The following is a 15,221-nucleotide window of genomic DNA, read 5'->3' on the forward strand; positions in this document are numbered from 1 at the left end:
TTCCCACCGGCCGCCCGGGTCCTGGTGTGCCTAGAACTGGCGGTCGGGCAGTGCCGTCTCGGCCGCCTCGGGCGAGTCGAACGTCTCGCTCGGCACGATGATGTACGAGTCGACCTCGCCGCCGTCGAGCACGGTCTCGACCGCCTCGAGGGCCGTCTCGCCGAAGAGCGGGTTGTACTCGGCGACGAAGCTCAGCTGGCCGGCGGCGAGCGCCTCGAGCGCGGGGCGGGTGCCGTCGATGGTCGCGATCTGCACGTCGACGCCCGGGGTCAGGCCCGCGGCCTCGACCGCCTGCACGGCACCGAGTCCCATCTCGTCGTTCTGCGCGAAGACGAACTGCACGTCGTTGTCGTTGGCCTGCAGCACCGTCTCCATGACGCTGCGAGCCTCCTCGGTCGACCAGTTGGCGGTCTGCGCGCCGAGGCTGACGAACGCGTCATCCTCGCCGATGACCGACTGGAAGCCCTCGTTGCGCTCGTTGACGACCGAGACACCGGCCGGGCCCTCGAGCACGAAGTAGTTGGCACCCTCGGGGAAGGCCGACACCGCCCACTCCGCGACGCTCTCGCTCACGACCATGTTGTCGGGGGCGATGCGGGTCGCGTAGAGGCTGTCGTCGTTCGGCTCGATGCCGCGGTCGATGAGGATGACGGGGATCTCGGCCTCCTGCGCCCGCTCGAGCGACGCCTCCCAGCCGCTGCCCTCGGTGGCCGAGAGCAGGATGACGTCGACGCCCTCGTCGACGAACGACGTGAACGCGTCGATCTGCGACTGCTGGTCGAGGTTGGTGGCCGGCGCGTACCGCAGGTCGTAGCCGGCGTCCTCGGTGAACGTCTCCTGGATGTTGGCCTCGTTGGCCTCGCGCCACGCGCCCTCCGGGCCGACCGCGACGAAGCCGACGGTGACGAGGTCGCCCTCGGCGCCTCCGCCTCCGCCGTCGCCGCCGCCGCTGCAGCCGGCGAGGCCGATGCCGCCGAACACGACGGCAGCCGTGGCGACCGCCCTGACGATGTGCTTCTTGAACATGGTCGCTCTCCCTTGAGGAACCGCAGCGGAGGGGCCGATCGCCCCTCTCGTGCTGTCGATGTTACCGATAACATCGCCCAGCGCAAGTCACGATCGCATCACGTACCCCCGATGGCGTCCGTGCCCTCGGCGAGGGCTCGGCCTGCGAGGGCTCGGCCTGCGCGGGGCGCGCTCAGCGCGAGGGCGTCGCCGTGGAGGCGCGCACCGTGAGCGACGCGGGGATGGTCGCGATGCGTGGGCGGGCGTGGCCGGCCATCACCGCCACGAGCGTCTCGATCGCGCGCTGGCCGAGCGCGGAGAAGTCCTGCCGCACGGTCGTGAGCGGCGGGCGGTAGTGCGCGACGTCGGCGAGATCGTCGAAGCCCACGACGCTCACGTCGCCGGGCACGTCGATGCCGCGGTCGGCGAGCGCGTGCACGAGCCCGAGGGCCATCTGGTCGTTCGCGGCGAACACCGCGGTCACCCCGGGGTCGAGGGTCGCGCCGAGCGCGTAGCCGGAGTCGGCCGTCCAGTCCCCGACGAGCACCTCGGCCGGCGCACCTGCCGCAGCCATCGACGCGCGGTAGCCGTCGAGGCGCGCACGCGCGTCGAGCCAGTCGTCCGGACCCGCCAGGTGCACGATGCGACGATGCCCGAGCTCGAGCAGGTGGTCCATCGCCATCCCGGCGCCACCGGACTGGTCGACGGCGACGGCGTGGTAGCCGTCGTCGGGCGTCGGCGTCACGACGAGCGTCGGGATGCCGCGGTCGAGCTCGCGCAGCATCGTGAGCGACGACGACCGGGGTGCGATGACGCACAGGCCGTCGACGCCCTGCGCGCCGAGGTGCTGCAGCGCGGCGCGCGAGCCCGTACGGCCGTCGGTGCCCACCGTGACGGTCGAGACGCGGTAGCCGGAGGCGAGGGCCGCCTGCTCGACGCCGAGCATCGTGTTCGCCGGGCCGACCTGCGCCGGGCTGTCGATGATGACGCCGATGCGGTCGGTGCGCCTGCTCGCGAGTGCGCGAGCGTCGCTGTTCGGGCGGTAGTCGAGCTCCTCCATCGCCGCGCGCACCCGGCGCCGGGTGTCGTCGCGCAGGCTCGGGTGGTCGTTGATGACGCGCGAGACCGTCATGTGCGAGACGCCCGCCAGGGCTGCGACGTCGCGGATGTTCGGCCGGGGCCGCTTGGTCATGCGTTCGCCTCCGGGGTCGACGGGAGCCTCTGCTCGACGGTAGCGCGCCTCGCCGCTCACGCGGCGACGATCGTCCACGAGGCCTCGTGCGCCGCCCCGGGCTCGAGGGTCACGACCCCCGCCTCGTAGCCGAGCAGGTCCTCGTCGAGCGCGCCCGGGGCGCACGTCATCGGCTCGACCGCGAGCCCGGCGCGGTGGCCGAGCGCGCGATCCTCGCCCGGCAGGTCGGCCGTGTGGATCTGCACCCACGGGCACGCGTCGTCCCAGCGCACCGCGACCCCCGAGCCTCCCGGGTCGCGGACGACGACCGTCGCCAGGCCCTCCTCGTCGCGGGTCAGACGGGTGAAGGCATGGTCGATCCGCACGTCGCCGAGCGTGCGAGCGCGACGGAAGTCGAAGCGCTCCGCGTCGATCGCGACGTCCTCGAGCGCGACGGGCACGAGGCGCTCGTCGGTGACGGTCTGCACCGCGCTCGCCGGCAGCTCGAGCGTCCACGTCTCGAGCGGCGAGGGGCCGGCGACGAGGTAGGGGTGCGGGCCCGTGCCCCACGGGGCGGCCTCGTCGTCGAGGCTCTCGACCCGCACGTGCTGCGTCAGCGCGCCGCCGACGATCGCGTACGTCGTGCGCACGTCGAGGCGCCACGGGTAGCCGTCGGACGGCTCGATCTCGAGGGCGAGCTCGACGCTCGACGCGTCCGCGCCGACGACGCGCCAGTCGCGCCATGCGGCGAGGCCGTGCAGCGCGTGGCCGCGCGAGGGCTCGGTGAGCGCGAGCTGCCGCTCGACTCCGCGGAACCGGTACCGACCGCCGATGACGCGGTTGGGCCACGGGGCGAGGGTCGTGCCGCGGAACGACGGCCGCACGACGTCGGCGTCGAACGGCACCACGAGATCGCGGCCGTCCGCGCGCAGCGACCGCAGGCTCGCGCCGATCGATGCGATCGACGCCGTCGTGCCGTCCGCCTCGAGATCGATCCTCGTCCCGGACCTGGGGATGCGCGCCATCGGATCCACGGGTGCCTCCTTGCAACGTGATACCGCTCACATGAGCATAGGACCCACGACGGCCGAGGTCGCCAGCCCTGCGACTCGCGGCGCTCGCACCGGCGTGGGGCCGCGCTAGCGGCGGACGACGGTCGAGCCGCGGACGACGAGCCGCACGGGGACGTGATGCTCGCCGCGGGGGATCTCGACGCCGTCGATCGCCTCGAACACGCGCTGCGCCGCCTGCCTGCCGAGCTCGGGCAGGTTCGCGTCGATGCTCGACAGCCCGGGGCGCGAGTTCGTCGACAGCGGCAGCCAGTTGTCGTAGCGTCGGCCCGCCGATCGAGGTCGCCCTCGTGCCGTACCACGCGTGGGCTCGCCGCGGCCCGTCGACCATGCGCGTCTGGATGCCGACGAGCTGACGATGCGCCCGATCGACCCCGGCTCGGTCTAGAGCGCCCCGAGCATCGCCAGCACCTCCCGCACGCGTCGCCGCTGGTCGTCGTCGAGGCCGAGGATCGGGCGGGGAAGGCTGCTGCGGCGGGCCATCCCGAGCTCCTCGGCGACCGCGGCGATGACGCGGTAGCTGCCGAGCTCGGCGAACAGCGCCCACAGCCGCGCCATCCTGCTGGCCTCGGCGGCCGCGCGCGCGTGGTCGCCGGCGAGCGCGGCCCGCGTCATCCGCAGCGCGGGCTCGGGCAACGTGCCGGCGGTGACCGAGCACCAGGCGTCGGCGCCCGCGAGCAGCGCGTCGAGCGCGGAGGCGTCGCCCGAGATGCCGATCGTGATGTGGTCGGGGATGACGTCGCGGATGCGGGCGATGCGATCGGAGGCGGCGACACCCGCGGGGATGGCGGGGATCTTCAGCGCTTCGACGCCGGGCAGGCTCGCGACGCGGCCGTAGAGGGCATCGGAGAACGCGAAGCGCGTCGTCGCGGGGTTGTCGTAGACGACGAGCGGCACGGCGACCTGCTCGAGCACGTCGGCGTACAGGCCGTAGACGTCGTCCTCGGTGAGCGGCTGGTACGACTGCGGTGCGAGCAGCACGCCCTGCGCACCGGCGTCGACGGCGTCGCGGGCGTAGGCGATCGCGTGCGAGGTGCGCAGCGCGCCGATGCCCGCGAGCACGGGCGTGGCGCCCGCGCTCGCGACGGCGGCGGCGACCACCCGCTGCCGCTCGTCGCGGTCGAGCGATGCGTACGAGCCCGTCGATCCGAGGGCGACGATGGCGTCGACGCCGCTCGCAGAGAGCATCGCGACGATGCGGCCGAGCGCGTCCAGGTCGACGCGGTCGTCGTGCAGCGGGGTGATGGGGAATGCGGAGAGCCCCGTGAGGGTCGGCGGGCTCGGGGTCATCGCCGGCGCTCTCGTGCGGTGCAGGTGCAGGCCATCGTCTCGTCCCCGGTCGTCCATCGTGTCGTGCACTATGCTGCACGCATGGTGCAGTCGACCGCAAGCACGCTGCGCGCAGCCCTCGGTGCTCGGGTGCGGCGCGAGCGGCATGCCAGGCGCTGGACCCTCGAGCAGCTCGCGCACGCCGCGGGCGTGAGCCGCCGGCAGCTCGTCACGATCGAGCAGGGCGACGCGAATCCCAGCATCGGCACGCTGCTGGCGATCGCGGATGCGCTCGGCGTCGGCCTCCCCGCGCTCGTCGCACCGCCCGAGGGCGGCGCCGTCGCCGTCACGAGGGCGGGGGAGGGCGCCGTGCTCTGGTCGAGCGACGGCGGCAGCGCGCGCCTGCTCGTCGGCACCCAGCCTCCGGACGTGCTCGAGCTGTGGGACTGGACGCTCGCCCCGGGCGACCGGCATGGCAGCGACGGCCACGCGGACGGCACGCGCGAGGTGCTGCACGTGCTCGCGGGCACCGTCACCGTCGAGACCGGCGAGGCCGAGCACGTGCTCGCCGTCGGCGACGCGATCGCCTTCCCCGGCGACGTCGCCCACGCCTACCGCAACGACGCCGACGAGACGGCGCGCTTCTCGCTCGCGGTGCTCGAGCCGGACGTCGCCCAGGCCACCGCTCGGATGGAGACCCACGATGACGTCCACCGCTGACCTCCAGCGCATCCTCGACGGCGCGAGCGTCGCCGCGGAGGTGCATGCCCTGCGCCCCGACTACCGCGCCCTCCTCCTCGCGGTCGACGGCCTCGAGCCGGGCGAGGGCGACGCGCGCAGCGAGGCGCTGCTCATCGAGGCCGAGGCGTCGGCGGCGGCCGCGCTCGCCGCCGGGCCGGTGGAGGAGATCCCCCACGTCGCCGCCTGGCGCGAGGCGTATCGCGCGTTCGGCGCGAAGCCGCAGCGCACGCGCAGCAGCGCCGAGGCCCTGCTGCGCCGCGCCGCCGCCTCGGGCCTGCCGCGCGTCGACCGGCTCACCGACGTCTACAACGCCATCTCGGTGCTGCATCGCACGCCGCTCGGCGGCGAGTCGCTCGCGGCGTACGTCGGGCCGGCCCGCCTCGTGCGCGCGACGGGGGAGGAGCGGTTCGACACGAGCGTCGACGGCGCGGACGCGATCGAGCATCCCGAGGTGGGCGAGGTCGTCTGGCGCGACGACCAGGGCGTCACGTGCCGTCGTTGGAACTGGCGCCAGGGTCGTCGCACGCGACTCCACCCGACGACGCGATCCGCGTTGTTCATCGTTGATGCGCTCGCGCCGGTCGACGACGACGGGCTCGAAGCGATCGGCGACGCGCTCCTCGACGCGCTGGGCGCCACGAGCCCGGGACTCGTGGCCGCGCGCCGGACGATCGGGGCCGAGGCATGACGGCGCCCCGTCGAGCCTGACGCGGACGCGTCTCCATCGGCACGAGCGCCGACCGCGGCAGCCACGCGACCGACGACGGCCTCGTCCGCGCGACGTACGACGTCGTGCGGGGGCGACGCGAGCAGCCCTGGGCCGCCGGCGTCAGCCCTCGCCCTGCTCGACCGAGTGGATGGTGACGGCGGCGTTCACGAGCGCGAGGTGGCTGAGCGCCTGCGGCAGGTTGCCGACGAACGCTCCCGTCGTCGGGTCGACCATCTCGGCCATGAGGCCGACGTCGTTCGGCACGCTCGCGACGAGCTCGTCCATGCGCTCGCGCGCCTGGTCGACCTGGCCGCACAGCGCGCGCGCCGCGACCATCCAGAACGAGCAGGCCACGAACGACTCCTCCTCGTCGGCGGCGCCGCTGAAGCGCATGAGGTGCGGACCGTGCCCGAGCTCGCGCTCGAGGGCGTCGAGCGTCGAGCGCATGCGGTCACCGCGGTCGAAGCCGCTGATGGCATGCAGCAGGATCGACGCGTCGAGCCGATCGGCGCCCGCGTACCAGGTGTAGGCGCCGAGCTCGTCGGACCAGCAGTGCTCGTCGACCCACGCGCGGATCGCGTCGGCCTCGAAGCGCCACCGGTCGGCGTCGCCGGGGATCTGCCCGACGTCGGCCAGGTGCGCCGCATGCTGCAGCGCCTGCCAGCAGCCGAGCTTCGACGTCGTGTAGTGCCGCTGCTCGGTCAGCTCCCACATGCCCGCGTCGCGCGAGCGCCACCGGTCGGCGGCGAGGTCGGCGATCTCGGTCATGAGCCTGCCGGTGGGCGCGTCGAGCACGTTGCCGCCGTCGACGTACATCTGCACGATGCTGAACATGTCGCCGTAGACACCGAGCTGCAGCTGGTCGGCGGCGCGGTTGCCCGTGACGACGGGCTGCGCCCCGCGCCACCCGGGCACGTCGTGCTCCTCGACGTCGTCACCCGGGTCGCCGCCGTCGAGCCGGTGCAGCACGGCCGTCGCGTCGTCCTCCGCGCGCACGAGGCGCAGCATCCACGTCATGGCGGCGTGCACCTCCTCGGTCACGCCGAGCTGCAGCAGCACCGACAGCGAGTACGCGGTGTCGCGCACCCACGAGTAGCGGTAGTCCCAGCCCTTCGGCTCGGTGCGCGACTCGGGCAGCGACGTCGTCGCAGCCGCGGCGATGCCGCCGGTGGGGCCGTGGATGAGCTGCTTCAGCACGAGGGCGCTGCGCGCGACCTCCGCCTCCCACGGCCCGTCGTAGGCGCACGACTGCGACCAGCGCCGCCACGCCTCGATGGTGCGGTCGATGCCGGCGTCCATCGCCTCGGGGTCGGGCAGCGGCAGCGGCTCGTCGTTCGTGGCGACGAGCCCGAGCAGGTGGCGCGAGCCGGGCGACGTGTCGTACCAGGCGACGATGCGCCGCGGCTCGACGTCGACGCCCGAGTCGTGCAGCGTGCGCGGCGCGAGCGTGAGGCCGTCGACGCGCAGCACCGTGCCGTGCACCGTCTCGCTCGCCCACGGCGACGCGTCGCCGAGCAGCGTGCCCGGCGCGATCTCGCCGCGCATCCGCACGTGGCCCTCGATGCCGTCGATGCGGCGCGCGAGCTCGCTCCACGGCAGGCGCCCCGCCTGTCCCGTGTTCAACGAGTCGGTCACCGTCACGACGCCCGAGGCGGTCGTGAACGTCGTCTCGAGCACGTTGCCGCCGTCGAGGTAGCGACGACGCACCGTGCTCTCCTCGACGGGCGCGAGCGACACGACGCCGCCCGACTGCTCGTCGAGGATCGCGGCGAAGACGGGCGGCGAGTCCACGGCCGGCAACGGCAGCCAGTCGATGCGGCCGTCGCGCGCGACGAGCCCGACGGTGCGGCCGTCGCCGATCGACGCGTAGGTGCGCAGATCGGCATAGCCGTCGGCGTCCCGATCGTCCATCGGGCCGTCGACGGCGTCGCCGCCGTGCCAGCGCGGGCCCGAGCCCACCTGCCACGCGAAGGTCACGGCGTGGGCATCCCGCCGTTGACGTGGAGCGTCTCGCCGACGACGTAGCTCGACTCGGGCGATGCGAGGAAGACGAACGCCGGCGCGAGCTCGGCCGGCTGGCCGGCGCGGCCGATGGGCGTCTGCTGGCCGAACTCGGGCAGCGCATCCGTCGGCTGGCCGCCCGCGGTCTGCAGCGGCGTCCACACCGGTCCCGGCGCCACGACGTTCACGCGGATGCCGCGCGGCGCGAGCTGCTGCGCGATCGCCTTCGCCATCGTGTTCATCGACGCCTTGGTCGTCGCGTAGTCGACGAGGTTCTCGGAGGGCTGGTAGGCCTGGATCGAGGACGTCGCGATGATCGACGAGCCGGCCGGCAGGTGCGGCAGGGCGTCCTTCACGAGCCAGAAGAACGCGTAGACGTTGGTCTTGAACGTCTCGTCGAACTGCTCGTCCGTGAGGTCCTCGAGGCGCTCGACGTGCTGCTGCTTGCCGGCGTTCGAGACGAGGATGTCGAGGCCTCCGAGGCCCTCGACGGCGGTCTGCACCGTGGTGCGCACGGTCTCGCGGTCGGTGAGGTCGCCCGGCAGGGCGACGGCCGTGCGGCCCGCCTGCTCGATGAGGGCGACGATGCGCTGCGCGTCCTCCTCCTCCTCGGGCAGGTAGGAGATCGCGACGTCGGCGCCCTCGCGGGCGAAGGCGATCGCGGTCGCGGCGCCGATGCCGGAGTCGCCGCCGGTGACGAGCGCCTTGCGCCCCTCGAGCCGGCCGGAGCCGCGGTAGGTCTCCTCGCCGAGGTCGGCGCGGTCGCGCATGTCGGCGTCGAGGCCGGGTCCGTCCTGCGAGATCGCCTTGGTGTCGATGTCGGCGTAGAGCGTGGTCGGGTCGGTCATCGTGTACTGGTCAGCCATGTCCTCGACGCTACGGAGCCTGCGGTGCGGGCGCGCGCCCTTGCGCGGCGGGGATGCGGGTGCAACCGTGCGCGACGCTCGGGCGGCGCACCACGACTCCTGCGGGCTTCGGGTGCTGGCGCGATCTCGTCAGCGCGAGACGTGCCTGGCCCGCGGTCCGTCTGTCCTTCGCAGGAAGACGGTAGCGATGGTGAACGAGGTCAGCGCGATCACCGTGCTGACGGAGACGGACGGACCCTGCATCAGCGCGGCCAGATCGTCGACACCGCCGCCCAGCCACCACGACACGGCACTCGATGCAGGCACCGACGCGACGGTGAGCCCAGCCGTCAGCATGACCAGAACCGTGAGCAGCCCGCGCCGGGCCAGCGTCGTCCACGTCACCACGAACAGAGTCAGCACCAGGATGAAGTTCGGCGCCGTGAGCAGAAGGCCGCCTGGCAAGGCACTGACGATCGAGATGACGGCTGCGTAGAGCAGCGCGGCGGTGGCCCGTCGCCGCGTCTCGCTCATCGCTAGACCCCCCTGCCTGGCCTTCGCCGGACGGTTCGGTAGGCGAGATCGAGGACGCATCTCCACAGCGTCTCGCCGGAGCCTCGTGCTGATCCGTCCTCGAGCGATGTCGTCAACTGGAGGTGCACATCAGGCGGCCGGGAGCCGCCGCGGTGTCATCTCATCGATCCATCGCGACCAAGCGACGGGTGGGCGCCCGCGCACGATGACCGCTCGCCGCACATCGCCTCGGCTTCGAGCGCCGACACCATCTCGCCTCGACGGGACGCGTGCCAGGCGAGCCTGCGGAGGTCAGCCCCGGGGCGGAGCCTGAGCGCCGGAGCGCGGACCGAGATCCTCGGGACCGGGCGATGCGTGCCGGGCTCGCTCGCGGTCGTGCTTCCGCAGCGCCGAGGTCGCTGCGCTGCGAGCGATGAGCCACTGCAGCACGAGTCCGACCACCGCGATGGGGAGCCAGTACGGCAGGGAGTACATGAACGTGTCGAACGGGGTCGGTCCCATGCTCGGATCGTATGCGCAGCAGGGTGGGAGCTCGTCGGACGCGGCTCAGGCGTCGCGCCACCGCTCGTCGATCGCCGCGGCCGTCTCGGCCGGTCGCTCGAGGGCGACGAGGTGGCCGGTGCCGGGCAGGGCGCACCAGCGGGCGCGCGGATAGGTCGCGCCGTGGAGGCCCGGCTGGGCCGCCGCGCCCAGCGCGTCGTCGGCCTCGCCCGCGACGACGACGAGGGGCACGTCGACGACGCCCGCCTCCTCGCTCCAGTCCTCGCGGCTGCCCGACTCCAGCCAGGCGATCCACGATGCGGGATCGCTCGCCGCGACGCCCGCGACCGTCGCGCGGTCGAGCGCCTCGTCGAGGGGTGCGCCGACGTTCGCGTCGACGAACGCGCGGGCCGCCTCCGCGTCGATGCGACCCGATCGCGCCCAGCCCAGCATCTCGGCGCGCTTTGCCGCCGGCATGGGCTCGCGCGTCGGCGGCGACGGCGCGAGCAGCGCCATCGCCCGCGGCATGCGCCCGGATGCGTCGCGCAGGCTCGCGGCGACGAGCGTCGCGAGCCTGCCGCCCACGCTGTGACCGACGAGCATCCAGTCGCGCTCGCCGACCTCCTGCGCGATGCGGTCGACGAGCGCGCCACGCAGCGCGTCGACCGTCGTCCAGCGCTCGTCGCGCGCCTCGCCGAAGCCGGGCAGGTCGATGCCGACGACGTCGAACGGCGTGCGCACATGCTCGAGCATCGGCGCGAATGAGCGCGCCGACAGCCCGAGGCCGTGCAGCGTGACGAGCGCTGGACGCGTCATCGGGTCAGATGGTCGCGACGGAGCCGGCGTCGACGCGGTAGTTGGAGCCGTTGACGAACGAGGCGCGGTCGGAGCACAGGAAGGCGACGACCGCCGCGACCTCCTCCGGGTCGCCGCGACGCCCGAGCTCCATGTACGGGCGCTCCTCCTCGAGGAACGACGCGATGGCCTCGTCGCGATCCGTGCCGCGCTCCTCGGCCCGCTTGTCCATCATCGCGTCGGTCATCGGCGTGTGGATGAAGGCCGGCGAGACCGCGTTCACGAGCAGGCCCTCCTTCGCGTAGCTGCGCGACAGGCCCTTCGACAGCGCCAGGATGCCGGCCTTCGCGGCGCAGTACGGCAGCTCGTCGTCGTACGGCTGCACGCCGTCCTCCGAGGCGAGCAGCACGATGCGGCCCCAGCCGCCGGTGCGCAGGTCGGGCAGGAACTCCCGCAGGAGGCGGACCGGTCCGAGCAGGTCCGTCGTGATCGTGTCGACCCAGCCGTCGTCGTCGATCTCGTGGAACATGCCCTGGGCGCCCGTGACGCCTGCGGACTGCACGAGGATGTCGATCTCGCCCGCCGACTCGGCGACGCGTGCGTGCAGCGCGGCGAGCGAGGCGACGTCGGTGACGTCGGCCGGGAAGGCGAACAGCCGGTCGGGGTCGGCCTCGAGCCGGTCGGCGGCGTCTGCCAGCCGGTCGGCGTGGAGGTCGGTGAGCACGACGCGCGCGCCCTCGGCGAGCAGCAGCCGCGCCGTGTGCCAGCCGATGCCCGAGTCGCCGCCCGTGACGAGTGCCAGCCTGCCGTCGATGCCCAGATCCATGCTCATGTCTCCTCGTGTCGTCATGTCCGCGCACGCCACGATGGCGCGCGCGTGCGCCGCGTCGGCCCGTCGGGCCGGATGCGGCTCAGTCCTGCAGGCGCCGCAGCGCCGAGCCCTTGTGCGCGGCCTTCGCGCCGGACTTCTCCGACTCGACGATGAACGCCGGCTCGTCGGTGGAGGCCGTGAAGTGCTGGCCGTCGTGCTGGAAGTCCTTGGTGCGCCGGTCGACGATGCGACCCTGCGTGCGGCCCTGCGGGGTCGACCAGCTCACGCGGTCGCCCTTCGAGAGGTCGCTCATCGGTCCTCGCCCTCCTGGAAGGGCTGCTGCACGTGGTCGAGCACGCGATCCCACGAGCCGACGAGCGCGTCCGTCGCCCACTGGAGGTCGGAGGTGCCCTCGTCGTCGGCGGTGCGCTCGGGCTCGACCGTCAGCACCCAGGCTGCGCTCGCGGGGCCTTTCGCCCAACGGTCGGCGATGGAGTCGGCGCCCTCGTCCGAGACCACGCCCATGTCGGGGTCGCGGTCGAGGCCGCGGGCGAGGCGGTCGTCGACCGTGCCCGTCGAGGGGCCGGTCGCGACGGTCGGCAGCGCGGCGGCGCCCACGCCCAGGTCGGGCGCGACGAGCGCGACCTTGCCGACCACCTCGGGGTGCCGGAGCGCGACGGAGGCCGCGACGAGCGCGCCGGTGCCCCAGCCGATGACGCCGACCTCGTCGAGGTCGCTCTGCCCGCCGGTGCGGGCGACGGTCTGCCTCGCCTCGAGGATGTACTCGGCGATCGCGTCGGCCTGCTGCTCGGGGGTGACCGTCGCGCCGCCCTCGGTGACGAGCGGGTCGATGACGACGAGGTGCACGGGGTGGCGCGCCGTGACGACCGGGTCGGGATCGACGAATCCGGTGACCTCGCGCGGGTTGCAGAGGATCACGAGGTGCCTCGCGAACGGGGTGCCGGCGTTCGAGAGCGCGAGCTCCGTGCCGGAGGGGAGGGTGACGTGCAGATCGGCCATGCATCGAGCGTGTCGCGTCGAGGGCATCCGTGCCAACGGCTTGCGCCGAGGTGCGGATCGGGTCAGTGCGCGGCGTCAGCCCTCGTCGAGCTGCTGCTCGAGACGCTCCTGCAGCTCGGCGAGCAGCGCGGGCGCATCCGCCTCGACGCCTGCCGACGCGAGGGTGGCGAGCGTCTCGTCGAGCGCGTCGGTCGCCTCCTGCGGGCCGAGCGCCGTCTCGAGGCTCGTGGCGCTCGCGACGGCGTCGACCACGGGTGCCCGCTCGGGGTGCGCCTCCGCGAAGGCCGTGCCGCCGGACGTCGTGACGGGCACGGTGCCGGTGGCGTCGGCGAGCGCGACCTGCGCCTCGGGCTCGAGGAGGGCGGCGACGAGGTCGCGCGCCTCGTCGCCCGTGCGGGTGTCGGCGGGCAGCGCCCAGCACGTCGCGGTCGCGAACGTCGCGCCGTTCGCGGGACCCACTGGCAGCGGCACGAGTCGCACGCCCTCGAGGAGGGAGGAGGCGTCGGTGGCATCCTGCTCGGCGTCGTCCTGGTCCGCATCGTCCTCGGCCGTCGCCGACGGGGAGGTGGAGGGCGATGCCGATGCGGCGGGGTCGTCGGATGCGGCGGGGTCCTGCGTCGCCGACGGCTCGGCCGAGCCGGCCGGGGCGTCGGGGTCGGAGCCCTCACCGGGCTCCTCGCTCGGCTCCTCGGACGGCGCGGGCGCCGCGGCCTCGGCGGCGAGCAGCGCCTCGAGGTCGACGTACGCCATCGCGGCATCGCCGGTCGCGAGCGCCTCGGCGGCCGAGCCCGCGTCGAGGTCGGCGGGCCAAGCGAGCGTCTCGGCCTCGACCATCCGCTGCACGAGGTCGAGCGCGGCGACGTTCTCGGGGCTATCGGCGGCGGCGCCGGCCTCGTCGACGAGCGTGCCACCGGCCTGCGCGAGCAGCACGCCCAGGTGCGCCGCGTCGGGGTCGATCGCGAGGCCGGCACGGTCGTCGGTCGTCAGTCGCGCGCCGATGGCCTCGAGCTGCTCCCACGTCGTCGGCACGTCGCCGTCGCCGAGGCCGGCCTCCGCCCACGCGTCCTCGGAGATCGCGAGCATCGTCGCATCCACCGAACGCGGTGCGCACTGCAGCTCGCCGCCGGAGGCGACGGCGTCGAGCAGCCACGGCACGAGGTCGTCGGCGGTCGCGAGCCGCCCGTACGCCTCGAGGTAGCCGTCGTAGCGCTCGAGCATCGTCGTCGACAGCGCGAACACGTCCGGCGGGTTCGCGTTCGCGAACGACTCGGCGAGCTGCTGCTCGAGGTCCGACGCGAGCACGATGCGCACGCTCGAGCCCGAGTCCTCGCTCCACGCGTCGACCTCGGCCTGCAGCGCGTCGACCTCGGCGGGGGTGCCGTCGACGAGCATCCGCAGCGACGGCCCCGTCGGCTCCTGCGACGCCGCAGGCTCCGGATCGCTGCCGGTCGAGCACGCCGCGAGCGCGAACGCGGCAGCGCAGGCGACGCTCGTGGTCGCGATCCGGGAGAGTCGCACGACCCTACGATCCCGCGCCGGTGGTCGGCGCGGCAAGTCGGCGGATGCGGTCGGCGTGCGGGAGCACCGCTCGGTGCCCGCCCCGCACTCCCCGCACGACGAGAGGGGCCGTCGCACCGCGACGGCCCCTCCGCGTCCCCGTCGGCTCAGCGGCCGGTCGAGCCCTGCACGTCGTCGCGCGCCTGCTCGGCGTCCGAGCGCACCTCGTCGCGCGCCTGCTGCGCGCTGTCGCGCACGCCGGACGCCTCGTCGGTCGCGGTCTCGCGCACGTGCTGCGCCGCGTCGGTCGCCGTCTCGTGCACCGACTGCGCCGCGGCCTTCGCCGGCTCTGCGAGGTCCTGGGCGGCGCCCTTGGCGACGTCCTTCGCCTCCTGGATCGCCGGCGCCGCGGCCTCCTTCGCCTGCGCGGCGAGCTCGCGCTCCTTGCTGCTCGCCGGCACGAGCGCTGCCGCGAGCAGGCCCGCCCCGAAGGCGATGAGGCCGACGGCGACGGCGTTGCCCGAGGCCCGCTGACGCACGGCGTCCGGTGCGTCGCCGAGCGATCCGCCCGCCGAGTCCGCGGCGTCGCGCACGGCGGCACGCGCGTCGGAGGCCGCGCCGAACACGCGATCCTTCACGCCCTCCACGCGTCCGCGCAGCCTGTCCTTCTCCCGGTCGACGACCTTGCTGGGGTTCACCTTGTCGGCGAGGGCATCGACGTCGGATCCCAGCTCGGCCCGCGTCCGGTCGATGCTCGCCCGGATGGCATCCGGGTCGGAGGTGTCGTAGGTGCTCATCGGTTCTCCTCGTTCCTCTTCACGGTGTCCGGGATGCGCTGCACGGAGTCGACCGTCTGCGGCATCCCCTCGATGCGCTTGAGCTGCGCGCGGCCCAGGAGCAGCAGCACCCCGGCGACGACGGCCCAGACGACGGCGACGACGACCGCCGACCATCCGTTGCCGATCAGGGTGCCGAGCGCCCACCAGACCGCGATCGACAGGAACAGCACGGCCATGAGGCCCGCGTACCCGGCGCCGCCCAGCAGGCCCGCACCCTTGCCCGCGCGTGACGCGGACCGCTTCAGCTCCGCCTTGGCGAGATCCACCTCCTGCCGCATGAGCGTGGAGATGTCTCGCGTCACCTCGCCGAGCAGGTCGCCGAGCGACGTGCTCGCCGCCTGCTGCTCCGAGGGCGTCGGCTGCGGGTCGGTCACGGCAGGCGCCCGCCGTCGAGCCGGGGCTGCTCGCCTCCGAGCGTCGGATCCGTCGCGCCC

General features: G+C 74.0%; 19 protein-coding genes. 3 read left to right on the forward strand and 16 right to left on the reverse strand.

Annotated elements, in window-relative coordinates:
• Positions 1-30 precede the first annotated feature (30 nt).
• From ABD249_RS00225 to ABD249_RS00240, 4 genes are all read right to left on the reverse strand, one after another.
• Entirely contained in the window at positions 31-1,026 is a 996-nt protein-coding gene (locus tag ABD249_RS00225; protein WP_344339126.1) for an ABC transporter substrate-binding protein, read from the reverse strand.
• A 172-nt stretch (positions 1,027-1,198) separates the two neighbouring features.
• Positions 1,199-2,197, reverse strand: coding sequence for a LacI family DNA-binding transcriptional regulator (locus ABD249_RS00230; RefSeq protein ID WP_344339129.1), 999 nt, complete (start codon positions 2,195-2,197; stop codon positions 1,199-1,201).
• Between the two features lie 56 nt (positions 2,198-2,253).
• Positions 2,254-3,201 (reverse strand): aldose 1-epimerase family protein, encoded by a 948-nt coding sequence (locus ABD249_RS00235; RefSeq protein WP_344339841.1) that lies wholly within the window; start codon positions 3,199-3,201, stop codon positions 2,254-2,256.
• Between the two features lie 114 nt (positions 3,202-3,315).
• A complete protein-coding gene (locus tag ABD249_RS00240) occupies positions 3,316-3,495 on the reverse strand; it encodes a substrate-binding domain-containing protein (RefSeq protein WP_344339843.1) in 180 nt (59 codons plus the stop codon).
• Between the two features lie 26 nt (positions 3,496-3,521).
• Between ABD249_RS00240 and ABD249_RS00245 the strand changes: the two genes are divergently transcribed.
• Positions 3,522-3,602: a hypothetical protein gene (locus tag ABD249_RS00245; RefSeq protein WP_425546271.1), complete on the forward strand. Its 81-nt coding sequence runs from the start codon at positions 3,522-3,524 to the stop codon at positions 3,600-3,602.
• A gap of 28 nt (positions 3,603-3,630) precedes the next feature.
• Here ABD249_RS00245 and ABD249_RS00250 read toward each other — a convergent pair whose 3' ends face one another.
• Complete coding sequence (locus ABD249_RS00250) at positions 3,631-4,536, reverse strand: dihydrodipicolinate synthase family protein (RefSeq protein ID WP_344339131.1); 906 nt, start codon at positions 4,534-4,536, stop codon at positions 3,631-3,633.
• Between the two features lie 81 nt (positions 4,537-4,617).
• On the opposite strand from ABD249_RS00250, the gene ABD249_RS00255 reads away from it, so the two are divergent.
• A complete protein-coding gene (locus ABD249_RS00255) occupies positions 4,618-5,235 on the forward strand; it encodes a helix-turn-helix domain-containing protein (RefSeq protein WP_344339134.1) in 618 nt (205 codons plus the stop codon).
• A complete protein-coding gene (locus ABD249_RS00260) occupies positions 5,219-5,944 on the forward strand; it encodes a B3/B4 domain-containing protein (protein WP_344339136.1) in 726 nt (241 codons plus the stop codon). Before ABD249_RS00255 ends, ABD249_RS00260 begins: the two co-directional genes overlap by 17 nt.
• A 141-nt stretch (positions 5,945-6,085) precedes the next feature.
• On the opposite strand, the gene ABD249_RS00265 is transcribed toward ABD249_RS00260, so the two are convergent.
• The 11 genes from ABD249_RS00265 to ABD249_RS00315 form a co-directional block, all read right to left on the reverse strand.
• Positions 6,086-7,876: a glycoside hydrolase family 15 protein gene (locus tag ABD249_RS00265; protein ID WP_344339847.1), complete on the reverse strand. Its 1,791-nt coding sequence runs from the start codon at positions 7,874-7,876 to the stop codon at positions 6,086-6,088.
• A 62-nt stretch (positions 7,877-7,938) separates the two neighbouring features.
• Positions 7,939-8,832, reverse strand: a complete 894-nt coding sequence (locus tag ABD249_RS00270; protein ID WP_344339139.1) for an SDR family oxidoreductase — start codon at positions 8,830-8,832, stop codon at positions 7,939-7,941.
• A 129-nt stretch (positions 8,833-8,961) separates the two neighbouring features.
• Positions 8,962-9,345, reverse strand: a complete 384-nt coding sequence (locus ABD249_RS00275) for a hypothetical protein (RefSeq protein ID WP_344339141.1) — start codon at positions 9,343-9,345, stop codon at positions 8,962-8,964.
• A gap of 291 nt (positions 9,346-9,636) precedes the next feature.
• Entirely contained in the window at positions 9,637-9,846 is a 210-nt protein-coding gene (locus tag ABD249_RS00280; RefSeq protein WP_344339144.1) for a hypothetical protein, read from the reverse strand.
• A 45-nt stretch (positions 9,847-9,891) separates the two neighbouring features.
• On the reverse strand, positions 9,892-10,641 hold the full coding sequence (locus ABD249_RS00285) for an alpha/beta fold hydrolase (RefSeq protein ID WP_344339146.1): 750 nt from the start codon (positions 10,639-10,641) through the stop codon (positions 9,892-9,894).
• A 4-nt stretch (positions 10,642-10,645) separates the two neighbouring features.
• The gene (locus tag ABD249_RS00290) at positions 10,646-11,452 is read right to left on the reverse strand and encodes an SDR family NAD(P)-dependent oxidoreductase (protein WP_344339148.1); all 807 of its coding nucleotides are present in this window, start codon (positions 11,450-11,452) and stop codon (positions 10,646-10,648) included.
• 79 nt (positions 11,453-11,531) lie between these two features.
• On the reverse strand, positions 11,532-11,744 hold the full coding sequence (locus ABD249_RS00295; RefSeq protein WP_344339150.1) for a hypervirulence associated TUDOR domain-containing protein: 213 nt from the start codon (positions 11,742-11,744) through the stop codon (positions 11,532-11,534).
• Complete coding sequence (locus ABD249_RS00300) at positions 11,741-12,451, reverse strand: hypothetical protein (RefSeq protein ID WP_344339152.1); 711 nt, start codon at positions 12,449-12,451, stop codon at positions 11,741-11,743. Before ABD249_RS00300 ends, ABD249_RS00295 begins: the two co-directional genes overlap by 4 nt.
• A 75-nt stretch (positions 12,452-12,526) precedes the next feature.
• Positions 12,527-13,969, reverse strand: coding sequence for an ABC transporter substrate-binding protein (locus ABD249_RS00305; protein WP_344339154.1), 1,443 nt, complete (start codon positions 13,967-13,969; stop codon positions 12,527-12,529).
• Positions 13,970-14,115: 146 nt separating this feature from the next.
• Entirely contained in the window at positions 14,116-14,745 is a 630-nt protein-coding gene (locus ABD249_RS00310; protein WP_344339157.1) for a DUF3618 domain-containing protein, read from the reverse strand.
• Positions 14,742-15,161, reverse strand: coding sequence for a phage holin family protein (locus ABD249_RS00315; protein ID WP_344339159.1), 420 nt, complete (start codon positions 15,159-15,161; stop codon positions 14,742-14,744). Before ABD249_RS00315 ends, ABD249_RS00310 begins: the two co-directional genes overlap by 4 nt.
• Between the last annotated feature and the right edge of the window lie 60 nt (positions 15,162-15,221).

The sequence above is a fragment of the Agrococcus versicolor genome (genome assembly GCF_039531815.1).
GTDB lineage: Bacteria > Actinomycetota > Actinomycetes > Actinomycetales > Microbacteriaceae > Agrococcus > Agrococcus versicolor.

Bases quoted from the DNA above. Each gene is read 5' to 3' on its own strand.
- ABD249_RS00225 (WP_344339126.1), bottom strand. From the start codon at position 1,026: ATGTTCAAGAAGCACATCGTCAGGGCGGTCGCCACGGCTGCCGTCGTG.
- ABD249_RS00230 (WP_344339129.1), bottom strand. From the start codon at position 2,197: ATGACCAAGCGGCCCCGGCCGAACATCCGCGACGTCGCAGCCCTGGCG.
- ABD249_RS00235 (WP_344339841.1), bottom strand. From the start codon at position 3,201: ATGGCGCGCATCCCCAGGTCCGGGACGAGGATCGATCTCGAGGCGGAC.
- ABD249_RS00250 (WP_344339131.1), bottom strand. From the start codon at position 4,536: ATGACCCCGAGCCCGCCGACCCTCACGGGGCTCTCCGCATTCCCCATC.
- ABD249_RS00255 (WP_344339134.1), top strand. From the start codon at position 4,618: ATGGTGCAGTCGACCGCAAGCACGCTGCGCGCAGCCCTCGGTGCTCGG.
- ABD249_RS00260 (WP_344339136.1), top strand. From the start codon at position 5,219: ATGACGTCCACCGCTGACCTCCAGCGCATCCTCGACGGCGCGAGCGTC.
- ABD249_RS00265 (WP_344339847.1), bottom strand. From the start codon at position 7,876: ATGGACGATCGGGACGCCGACGGCTATGCCGATCTGCGCACCTACGCG.
- ABD249_RS00270 (WP_344339139.1), bottom strand. From the start codon at position 8,832: ATGGCTGACCAGTACACGATGACCGACCCGACCACGCTCTACGCCGAC.
- ABD249_RS00275 (WP_344339141.1), bottom strand. From the start codon at position 9,345: ATGAGCGAGACGCGGCGACGGGCCACCGCCGCGCTGCTCTACGCAGCC.
- ABD249_RS00280 (WP_344339144.1), bottom strand. From the start codon at position 9,846: ATGGGACCGACCCCGTTCGACACGTTCATGTACTCCCTGCCGTACTGG.
- ABD249_RS00285 (WP_344339146.1), bottom strand. From the start codon at position 10,641: ATGACGCGTCCAGCGCTCGTCACGCTGCACGGCCTCGGGCTGTCGGCG.
- ABD249_RS00290 (WP_344339148.1), bottom strand. From the start codon at position 11,452: ATGAGCATGGATCTGGGCATCGACGGCAGGCTGGCACTCGTCACGGGC.
- ABD249_RS00295 (WP_344339150.1), bottom strand. From the start codon at position 11,744: ATGAGCGACCTCTCGAAGGGCGACCGCGTGAGCTGGTCGACCCCGCAG.
- ABD249_RS00300 (WP_344339152.1), bottom strand. From the start codon at position 12,451: ATGGCCGATCTGCACGTCACCCTCCCCTCCGGCACGGAGCTCGCGCTC.
- ABD249_RS00310 (WP_344339157.1), bottom strand. From the start codon at position 14,745: ATGAGCACCTACGACACCTCCGACCCGGATGCCATCCGGGCGAGCATC.